Origin of the sequence: Acinetobacter sp. YH12108, assembly GCF_013419055.1 — a bacterium.
In the GTDB taxonomy this organism is placed as follows: domain Bacteria; phylum Pseudomonadota; class Gammaproteobacteria; order Pseudomonadales; family Moraxellaceae; genus Acinetobacter.
In genome coordinates this window covers 41,185-51,436 of record NZ_VPAW01000024.1, presented here as the reverse complement: position 1 = coordinate 51,436, position 10,252 = coordinate 41,185, and the positions used below count along the sequence as shown (strand labels likewise).

At 43.5% G+C, this 10,252-nt stretch carries 11 protein-coding genes; 2 read left to right on the top strand and 9 right to left on the bottom strand.

All coding sequences use genetic code 11. From position 1 onward, the window contains the following. Together FTU46_RS13510 and tsaD are read right to left on the bottom strand one after the other, a co-directional pair. Nucleotides 1–205, bottom strand: a 205-nt coding sequence (locus tag FTU46_RS13510) for a DUF4372 domain-containing protein (RefSeq protein ID WP_180010975.1), incomplete at its 3' end; no start/stop codon positions are given. Between the two features lie 134 nt (nt 206–339). Continuing rightward, complete coding sequence (gene tsaD, locus FTU46_RS13505) at nt 340–1,356, bottom strand: tRNA (adenosine(37)-N6)-threonylcarbamoyltransferase complex transferase subunit TsaD (RefSeq protein WP_159123897.1); 1,017 nt, start codon at nt 1,354–1,356, stop codon at nt 340–342. A gap of 146 nt (nt 1,357–1,502) precedes the next feature. Here tsaD and rpsU point away from each other — a divergent pair, with 146 nt between their 5' ends. Beyond that, a complete protein-coding gene (gene rpsU, locus FTU46_RS13500) occupies nt 1,503–1,718 on the top strand; it encodes a 30S ribosomal protein S21 (RefSeq protein WP_001136722.1) in 216 nt (71 codons plus the stop codon). A 33-nt stretch (nt 1,719–1,751) separates the two neighbouring features. Beyond that, nucleotides 1,752–2,198: a GatB/YqeY domain-containing protein gene (locus FTU46_RS13495; protein WP_004782432.1), complete on the top strand. Its 447-nt coding sequence runs from the start codon at nt 1,752–1,754 to the stop codon at nt 2,196–2,198. An 80-nt stretch (nt 2,199–2,278) separates the two neighbouring features. On the opposite strand, the gene FTU46_RS13490 is transcribed toward FTU46_RS13495, so the two are convergent. The 7 genes from FTU46_RS13490 to FTU46_RS13460 form a co-directional block, all read right to left on the bottom strand. After that, entirely contained in the window at nt 2,279–2,638 is a 360-nt protein-coding gene (locus FTU46_RS13490) for a hypothetical protein (RefSeq protein WP_180003691.1), read from the bottom strand. Nucleotides 2,639–2,739: 101 nt separating this feature from the next. Then, nucleotides 2,740–4,182 (bottom strand): M48 family metalloprotease, encoded by a 1,443-nt coding sequence (locus FTU46_RS13485; protein ID WP_180105175.1) that lies wholly within the window; start codon nt 4,180–4,182, stop codon nt 2,740–2,742. An 85-nt stretch (nt 4,183–4,267) separates the two neighbouring features. Continuing rightward, nucleotides 4,268–5,248: a D-glycerate dehydrogenase gene (locus FTU46_RS13480; RefSeq protein ID WP_180105174.1), complete on the bottom strand. Its 981-nt coding sequence runs from the start codon at nt 5,246–5,248 to the stop codon at nt 4,268–4,270. A gap of 22 nt (nt 5,249–5,270) precedes the next feature. Continuing rightward, complete coding sequence (locus FTU46_RS13475) at nt 5,271–5,918, bottom strand: hypothetical protein (RefSeq protein ID WP_166138416.1); 648 nt, start codon at nt 5,916–5,918, stop codon at nt 5,271–5,273. Between the two features lie 209 nt (nt 5,919–6,127). After that, nucleotides 6,128–8,017 (bottom strand): M48 family metalloprotease, encoded by a 1,890-nt coding sequence (locus FTU46_RS13470; RefSeq protein ID WP_180105173.1) that lies wholly within the window; start codon nt 8,015–8,017, stop codon nt 6,128–6,130. Nucleotides 8,018–8,108: 91 nt separating this feature from the next. After that, nucleotides 8,109–9,644, bottom strand: coding sequence for an amidophosphoribosyltransferase (purF, locus tag FTU46_RS13465; protein WP_004782444.1), 1,536 nt, complete (start codon nt 9,642–9,644; stop codon nt 8,109–8,111). Nucleotides 9,645–9,668: 24 nt separating this feature from the next. Further along, complete coding sequence (locus FTU46_RS13460; RefSeq protein WP_005235088.1) at nt 9,669–10,250, bottom strand: CvpA family protein; 582 nt, start codon at nt 10,248–10,250, stop codon at nt 9,669–9,671. Between the last annotated feature and the right edge of the window lie 2 nt (nt 10,251–10,252).

Below are 10,252 nucleotides of genomic sequence, written 5' to 3'. Positions count from 1 at the left end.
TTTCCTGTTGGCACTCCAAATTGGATTGAATATCTCTCAGACTTTGCCTACAAGAGAATTGAGACATCAATATGGCAATAAACTGATCCCACCGGGAAGCCGCTCTAAATTTCTGTCCAACATGGTGCACTTTAGCAAGTTGTTCAAAATCCTGTCGCACAACAGGTTTAATTAGCTCATGAAATACGGTATTCTGATGGGACAAAACCTGAATCCTGGTCGTTAAAGTGTTTGTTTGCACTCATATTTTAACTGTTAGGACTCAGGTTTTTTTATTTAAAGCAAACTATGGGACAGCAATGGGCTTAACGCCCCTTTTCTTCATCATGAATCTTTTAATCAAGCTTCGGCTGGATTCGTCAATTCTGTCATTGGCCAACGTGGAGTTGTGGTTACAGCCAAGCCATCTTGCTGTCCGGCTTTTAGACGTTGATAACCCGCAAAAGCAATCATCGCACCATTATCGGTACACAGTGCAGGTTCTGCATAGTACACGGTGGCTTTGATTTTCGCCAAGTCTGCTTCCAGGCGTTCACGCAAACGCTTGTTGGCACTTACACCACCAGCAATCACCAGACGTTTTAAGCCAGTCTGTTTCAATGCCTTCACTGATTTTTTAACAAGTGTATCGACAATGGCTTCCTGGAAGCTTGCAGCGATATCTGCATCACGTCTTTCTTCACCGAGTTTCTTCATTTGAACAGAAACTGCAGTTTTTAAACCACTGAATGAAAACTCCAAACCTTGATGCAGCATTGGACGTGGGAAAGCAAAGGCGTTCGGATCGCCCTGCTCAGCTAGTCTGGAAATATTCGGGCCGCCCGGATATGGCAGACCCATCATTTTCGCAACTTTATCAAATGCTTCACCCGCCGCATCATCAATCGATTCACCGAGTAATTCATATTGTCCAATGCCATAAGCGGCCATGAGCTGTGAGTGACCACCAGACACCAGTAATGCCACAAATGGAAATTCCGGTGGCGTTTTAGAAAGTAATGGCGCCAGCATATGACCTTCCATATGGTGCACACCAATTGCCGGTTTATTTAAGGCAAAGGCCAAAGTCCGACCAAACAGTGCGCCCGTCATTAACGCGCCCATCAGGCCCGGACCACGGGTATAAGCCACCGCATCAATTTCAGTTTTTTTTATGCCACTTTGTTCAAGCAGTTCATTCAATAAGGGAATGAGTTTACGCACATGATCGCGCGAAGCCAGTTCTGGTACGACGCCGCCATATTCAGCATGCAGTTTAATCTGGCTGTACAGCACCTGTCCGCGCAAACCCAACTCGCTGTCATACAGCGCAAGTCCTGTTTCATCACACGACGTTTCCAAGCCTAAAACGATCATTAAACTGCCTATAACCTGTATCAAATCTATTGCAGCAACTATTATAGACTTGTGATATGAGATGTAAATGAGTAAAATACTGACCTTCACTTGTGATCGAGGGCAATTCGGCCCTGATCTTATCCATAACTTAATGAGGATTCTTCATGCCACAAGTTAAATTGAAAGAAGGCGAACCAGTAGACGTAGCTATCCGTCGTTTCAAACGTTCATGCGAAAAAGCGGGTGTTCTTGCTGACGTTCGTAAACGTGAATTCTACGAAAAACCAACTCAAGAACGTAAACGTAAAAAAGCTGCTGCTGTTAAACGCTACCAAAAGAAATTGGCGCGTGAATCAGTACGTACTACTCGCCTTTACTAAGATTAATTTGTGATTGACTGCTTGGAATAAATAATGACTACTTTAAAAAACCAGATTACTGACGTATTGAAAGCCACCATGCGTGCCAAAGATATGTCAAAGTTGACGGTCATTCGTAGTCTGCAAGCAGCAATTAAGCAAATCGAAGTCGATGAGCGTAAAGAACTTGACGATGCTCAAGTTCTTGCGGTCATTGAAAAGCAAATTAAACAACGTAAAGAATCGATCAAAGCCTTTGAAGGCGCTGGTCGAGATGATTTAGCTAGTAAGGAACAAGCCGAAGTTGAGGTTCTCTCTCAATTTCTACCAGAAGCTATGACTGAGGAAGAACTTGATTCCCTGATTGCGCAAATAATTGAAGCGCAACAAGCTACTAGCATGAAAGATATGGGTAAGGTGATGAATTCTCTGCGTCCGCTCATAGCCGGGCGCGCCGATCCTGCACAAGTTTCAGCAAAAATTAAAGCAAAACTTGCTTAATTCCCCCATTATATTTCAAATCTAAATCTGCGTTGAACTGCCTCCATTCCGGACAGTTCTCAGCATTTTCTTATTTATTCTTACTGTAAATTACAATCCACATTATAACGTTTCAGCAACTGCATCTCTTTTGAAGATTTTACCTGCAGTATGACATCCTGCTTGCCTACATTTTGATACTGACGATCCAGATAAGCCCGGTTCTGGTCTGCCGCTTTATATAAACGATCCACATAGCGCTGCACAATCGCGCAAAACTGCTGATTCTGCGATGCGCTAAAACCCTGCTGCTGTGGATTTAAACCTTTTAAAAACTGGCGTGATTCTTTTTGATAATCAGTATTAATCTGTTCAACGGACTGCACGTATTCTGCCGCACTAGCCGCCAATACATTTCCGCCACACCCCAATATCAATAAACCCAATAATATTTTTTTCATAAAATAATTGAAATAAACAACTTAGCTTTGCCCGGATTGTAGCGTGATTTAGTGAACTTCGGCTATATCTACTGAAACTAAAAATTATTAGAAAAATAGACTTAAATTTTAAACTGTCGCGTTTGCTGCATCTGTTTTAAACGTTGACCTATGGTTGCTGACAGAGACTGATTGCCTTTGCTGATACGTTTAGCATGTATTAAGGATTTAATCGCAGTTTCTTCATAGCCCGACCAGTACTCTACTTCAGCCCGATAACGCAAGACGTTGGCGGCTTTTATTGATGAATCAGGTGCTGCATTCGCTGCCAGTTGCATTAATCTCCAGCCACTAACATCACGGGTATTGCTATTTAAAAAGCGCTGCACAATCGTTCTGGCCTGATCAGGCTGTTTAGCACGAATCAGGGTTTCAGCATATTTATAATTTAAAGCACGGTTTTCCGGCATGATCCGTGCGGCTGAACTAATGCTTTTTAGCGCATTATCCAGCTGATTTTGTCCCAGATAAATATCAGTTTGAAATAACACCTGCAAAGGATGCATATTATTGTGCTTTTTGGCTTGATCCAGTGCGACTTGTGCCGCCTGAAAGTCTCCCTGCTGAAGCTGATAAGCCGTTAAAGCCAGCTGGCCAGGAAAATCATTACGTTGCACCATTAAGTTGAGCTGTTGTTCAGTGGTCTGACGTGACAGTACCCGCGTATACCATTTAATGATTTCAAAATCCTGATCATTTAAATTACGCTTAACCGCAGGCAACTGATTGGCGCGCAAACGCGCTTCACTCATACGCTCAGTAGTTAAAGGATGCGTCAGCCAGAAATCTGGCATAAAGCTTAAACGGCTAGTGGAACGATGCATCACTTCAAAGAAATCCGCCATACTGTGCGGACTATAGCCGGCAGCATACATATATTGCATCCCGATCCGGTCCGCCTCACGTTCCTGATTACGGCTATAAGTCAATTGCTGATCCAGTAGTGCTGCTTGAGAACCCATCATCATTGCTGCACCTGCATCACCATCTGCCTGTGAAGCGACTAATGCCCCCACCAGAATCCCTGCTAAGGCTAATAACCCTTGTCCTTTAAAGGTTTCTTGCGAACGACTGTAATGACGTTGTGTAACATGTGCAATTTCATGTGCCATCACCCCTGCCACTTCGTCTGTATTCCGGGCTGAATTAATCAGGCCAGCATTTAAAGCAAATAATCCGCCGGGTACTGCAAAAGCATTAATTTGCGGATCATTGATTACCATTAACCCAATCGGCTGCTGTAATTTGGTCTGACTGAGAATGTGGGAAAATATGGAAAGTAACTGATCTTCAAGCCATGGATTCTGAATCACAGGCATTTGTTTCTGGACTTGACGATAGACCTTTTCGCCGATCATTTGTTCTTTTTGCTGATCGATCAATCCGACGCCCGCACCAATATCCGGTACAGAAAATTGTGCAGCAGGCTGATTAAAATAATTATTATCACTATGTCCTGCCGTTGCACACAGACCTAACCCGCACGCCAATACCAAACGTTTCAATGAAAAATCTCTAAAATTCAGTTTCAACCTGTCTCGAATATAGCATCGAAAAATGAGCATAGATGCAGGGAAATGTTATTTAATATTACTTAGATGAACCAATCACTTGCGGATTCACCACATAGCGTGGCACCCGCCCTTCAAGTGCATCGACCAGATTCTGATAAGCCAGCTCAGCCATTTTTCGACGTGTCGCCACTGTGGCCGAACCGACATGGGGCAAGGTAATGACATTATCCAGCTCAAATAATTCTGATTCTTTTAAAGGCTCTTTCTCATAGACATCCAGCCCCGCAGCAAAGATTTGGTTGGCTTTTAAGGCTTCGATCAAAGCCTGCTCATCAATCACAGGCCCACGGGAGATATTCACCAGCACCGCATGTGGCTGCATTTGTGCCAGTTGTTCGGCTCCAATCAGAGCTTTTGATTCAGCATTTAAATCCACGGTAACCACCACGAAATCTGAGCGCTGCAAAAGCTCCTTCAGAGAACAATACTGTGCACTGAGCCCTTGAGCCAATTCCGGTTTTTCATGGCGATTATGGTAAAGGATATTCATATTGAAACCGTAAAACCCACGGCGTGCAACTGCTGCCCCAATATGCCCTAGCCCGATTATCCCCAGCGTTTTTCCGAAAATATCCATACCAAACTGTGCTTCACGTGTCGTGCGGTGCCATTGTCCCTGTTTGGTCCAGTGATCCAGATAAGCCACTTTGCGTGCAGCTGCCATTAACAGTGTGAATCCCAGATCTGCCGTGGTTTCAGTCAAGACATGTGGAGTATTGGTCAGATAGATATTTTTTTCATTCAGATAATCAACTTCATAGTTGTCATACCCTACACTGACACTAGAAATGATTTTAAGTCGGGTTGCTGGTGCCAGATTATCGCGATTGAGCAGTCGGCCTGCCCCAATCATGCCATCGGCATCGCGCACATGTTCCAGCAACTGTTCATGTACATTGCCCAGTTTCGGCTGTAAAGTTACTACATTAAAATTTTGTTCGAGTTTTTTCTGGACATCCTGATCGATCTGGCTAAATACAATCACTTTTTGTTTCATATGTCCCTATTCCACATCAATATTATTCTGAGTTCTCTGGCCTGTTTTGCATAAACTGCCATAAGCGTTTTTTAAGTATGGGCTGATCCAGCATTTCCTGTAAAGATGCCAGTTGAATCATTTTATTATGTGTCACATGCGGAATAGAGCCAAGGGAAATGATATTTTTTTCCAGGCTCATCATGTCCAGAAAACCCTGAATATAAGATTCAACACCCCGGCCATCTTGCAGATTCACCCAAGGAAAGGGCCAGTTCAGTTCATAAAATTCACTTTGCAGAGCACGCTGGATATTGCTCCATAAATGCTGGGTTTGCTCGGTCATTTCTGTGGCATCGATGACAATCGTGCAATGTTCCAAGCTTAAAGCCTGCAAGTTGAATGGCGGAATATGCAGAATTTCCCGCTGTTCCTGAATTGATGCAACAATTACTGGTACTTCACTTTTAACTTCAGCTTTTGCTTCAACTGTAACAGGCTCAGGCGCAATTAAAGGAGCTTTTTCTACCGGAGCAATCTGAGTCGGTTGTGGCAGGATGATTTCGCTATGTAATTCTGCTGGGGCCTGATCACGCCAGATCGAAACCTGATGCTGCTGACATACGTCGCCCTTGGGAATCCAGATATCGATTCCTAATGTTGCCAGTATGTCACGCTGATGCCCAATCATCTTTTCTTCATCACCTATTTCAGGTTGAACATTTTAACGGGATTCGCTTTTCTTTGCCGAACTATTTCCAGCTTTTCACTCTCTATCTTGAGTCATTTTAACTCAAAATAGAAATCAGTTTATAAGATTACTTTTTTTCTACTGCAAGTTTGTTTATAGATCAGTTCTGGAAAGACTGGACTTAAATACATCTTATTAATTTAAAAATACTAGATAATCATCAAGCTGTTTTTCTTAAGCATTTGCGAGGTAATTTCATTGGATTCAAAGCCCAAGCGCCAGTATAAAAGCTCCATCACATCCAGCTCATCCTGAGTCATGATCCGGTCGCTCCACAGGCAAACTTCTGCAATTCCTAACATGCTCAAACGATCACGTAATAACAATCCGGCAATATCATTTAAAATCTCGGCCAAATCAATCGGCTCATCTGAGATTTCACTATACAGCTCAAGTTCTCGCGGGCTAAGAATACGATTTAAAATCTTTTCCCGAACCTCCAGCTGATTATCGCTATTAATCTGCTGCACATGCAGCAAGGCATCAATCAGACGTACAATCTGTGGTTTGACCTCATCTAAAGACGTTGGCGTATGCATCGGCAGCAAATTCAGTTCATACTTCACCTGCTCTAGCAATAAGGCATCCAGCAAACCGATTTCACCATCTTCCTGAATAATCCTTGCCAGCTTCATTAAAAACTGCCGTGCCACCGTGGTTGGCATTCCACCAATATTTTTACAGGCTTGCTGGAAAATCGAGATATGTACCCGTCCATCCAGATTTAATAATGAATCAATAATCGCACGACTGACTTCTGCCTCGGTCGGAATAAATTCACGATATTGCCGGATCATCAAAATTGCGACCATCACCTCACGTGAACCGGTCGAAGTTTGCAAAGCACGTTCAATCAGCTCTGGACGCGGCATATTGGCACGTAGTTCAGGATTCAATGGCTTGATGGCATCTTTGATCGCAAAACTGATCGGAGACAAACGCAACAAAGGCAAAGGCTGTGGGGATTCCCAGACTGCTGTGCTTTCAGGCACGACATCTTCGAGTGAACGAAACAAACTAAACAAAGGCTGGTTTTTTAATTTCTTCAGATTTTCGAGCTGCAAATCCTGAATCAAAGCAGGATTTAATTCATAAATACGCTGATTAATATTCGGATGAATATTCAACCAGTTCTGTGGATTTAAAGAATTGGCAAAACACATATGTGAAATGGATTCGGCATATTCACTATAGATCTGTGATCCTGAATGATGCACATGAATGCGCAATAAAGTCTGAATATTGGCATCATTCTGAATCAGGCGTCGGGTTTTCTGATCATTTTTATAGGTACGTCCGCCCAATGAAATATATTTAATAAAACGCGTGATCAAAATACCCAAGCTGCCAATCAACCAGATGACTGCTCCGATTGAAACATAGAAAGTTTCAAACTTGTTTTCCCGAGGTACATCATTTCGATAAAACCCCAACTTCGCAATCTTGCTGCCCCATTGGCTAAAAGTGGTCAGACTGCTATATAGAATTTTCAGGCGGGTATTTTCAGCTGTTTCACCAGATAGAATCTTGTTAAATTCATGGCTAAGCAAGCCATAAAGTTCAATTTCATCTAGAGTCTGTAATGCACCCCAAGTCAGAATAATAGCGGTATCACGTGGACTGAAACCCGCTGTTAACGCATTGACCCCGACTTCATTGGGCAACACATACATGGCTGGCGGTTCAATCAGAAACGTATCTGCCAGTTGAGCATTAATCCGTAGCGCAGCACTTTCTTCTGGAATACTTTCCATCTGGTTCAGTCGACGCGCGCCCATTTGCTGGGCCAAAGAATAACCGCCAGCACGAAACGTATAAAACTCATAGATGACCGAAATGATCATCAAAAACAAAACCAGCGCTACCAGATAAGGACTAAGGACATGCCACCATATCGACTGGCCAGGATCAGCATAGAAAACAAACAGGCCAACCACTGTATTGATAATCAGAACTGTTAATAGTATCGCAATCAGACAAAAGCTGGCTAGCAATAGCATATTCTTGTTTTTGACCAAAGCATATCCTACGCTTTTCAATCTACCACCCTAACTGATCTGGTCTTTCCTTGGGCTCATCATAAAACAAAAAAGCGGGAAATTCCCGCTTTTTCATCATGATTTTAATTGCTTAGACTTCGCGTACACCGGTCAGGTCAACTGATGCTGCATCAATATTCACATCAATAAAATTGTCGCCTTTTTTGGCGCCATCACTGCGTTTTTGCTCTAATTGATCGAGGTATTCAGCATTGATTCCACCTGCGACATACACACCATCAAATACAGAACAGTCAAATTCACGCAAATGAGGAACTTTTTTGGTACGTACTGCATCTTTCAGGTCTTCCAGATCTTGGAAAATCAGACGGTCAGCACCAATGATTTCACGGATTTCTTCTACACTGCGTTCAGAAGCGATCAGTTCAGATTTCGCCGGCATATCAATACCGTATACGTTTGGATATTTCACCATAGGTGCCGCAGAAGCGAAGAATACTTTTTTCGCACCCGCATCACGTGCCATCTGAATAATTTCATTACAAGTCGTACCACGCACAATCGAGTCATCGACTAGTAGAACGTTTTTGCCCTGGAACTCGAGCTCAACCGGGTTCAGTTTTTGACGTACTGATTTTTTACGCAGTTGCTGACCTGGCATAATGAAGGTACGACCGATATAACGGTTTTTCATGAAACCTTCACGGAATTTCACGCCTAGCATATTGGCTAATTCTAATGCCGAAGTACGCGAAGTATCCGGAATTGGAATCACCACATCGATGTCATGCTCATCGCCCCACTCACGCAGGATTTTTTGTGCCAGTTTCTCACCCATTTTCAGGCGGGCTTTATAGACAGAGATCCCATCAATGGTTGCATCTGGACGGGCAAAGTACACATATTCAAAAATACATGGACGGTATTCTGGATTCGCTGCACATTGCTGGGTAAAGAAGTTACCGTCAGAATCAATGAAAACTGCTTCACCCGGTTCGATATCGCGTTCAACTTTGAAGCCTAGTGCCGTAATCGCTACAGATTCAGAAGCAATGATATATTCCATACCATTTTCTGTTTCGCGCGAACCATAAATTAATGGACGGATACCGTTTGGATCACGGAAGCCTACCAGACCTTGACCAGTAATCATCGCAACAACGGCATATCCACCTTTACAACGCTCATGTACACGCGTTACAGCCTGAAAAATATCTTCAGAGGTAGGTACCAGCTTGCCACGTTTTTGTAATTCGTGCGCCAGTACGTTTAGTAGCACTTCTGAATCTGAATCAGTATTCATGTGACGCAGATCAGTTTTGAACAGGTCATCATGAATTTCTTCAGCATTGGTCAGGTTACCGTTATGCGCCAGCGTAATCCCATAAGGTGAGTTTACGTAGAATGGTTGCGCTTCGGCACTGCTTGAAGTACCCGCCGTTGGGTAACGCACATGACCAATACCATAATTACCCTGTAAAGCACGCATATGACGGGTATGGAATACATCACGGACCATACCGACATCTTTACGCAGGAACAGGCGGCCTTCCTGACAAGTCACAATCCCAGCTGCATCTTGTCCACGATGTTGTAACATCGTTAATGCATCAAACAACATTTGGTTAACAGGTGATTTACCAGCTATACCAACTACTCCACACATAGCAACCTCGCAGACAAGCTAGGATTAATAAAAAGGATTATTCGTTGACGCATCTGAACTCTTGGCCTTGGATGCCGGTTCAGATGAGGAATCTGAAGGTTTCTGTGCCCCTTCAGACTTGATATGTTGCAGGGCGCCATTTGCGGCTTCTTTGGAGAGCTCTGTTGCCCAAGGCGCATATGGCAATAAGACCTGTATAAATTTGGACTGCTTCCAGTGCGGCGAACTTTCCACCCAAGGGCCAATCCCCTGCATGGTAATCAGGACAATCAGCAAACCTTTCAGGCTGCCGAAAACACCCCCCGCAAGACGATTCAGCGGACCAAGTTTCAGGGTTTTTAAAATGCGGTTGAGCAGAAAGGTGACAATCCAGGTGAGTACCACAATCATCAGAACGATAAAGGCAAAGGCTGCAATCTTCTGTACCACTGGATCTGTACTGAGAGCAACCATTGAGGGCGCAAGTAGTGTTGAATATTTCGCCGCAATAATCAAGGCAAAAATCCATCCCACTAAGTTCGCAAAGGCTTTAATAAATCCTTGGCGCAAACCGTTGAGCCCTCCAATGAGCAAGATAATCAGTAGAAAGATATCAATGGCATTCATAG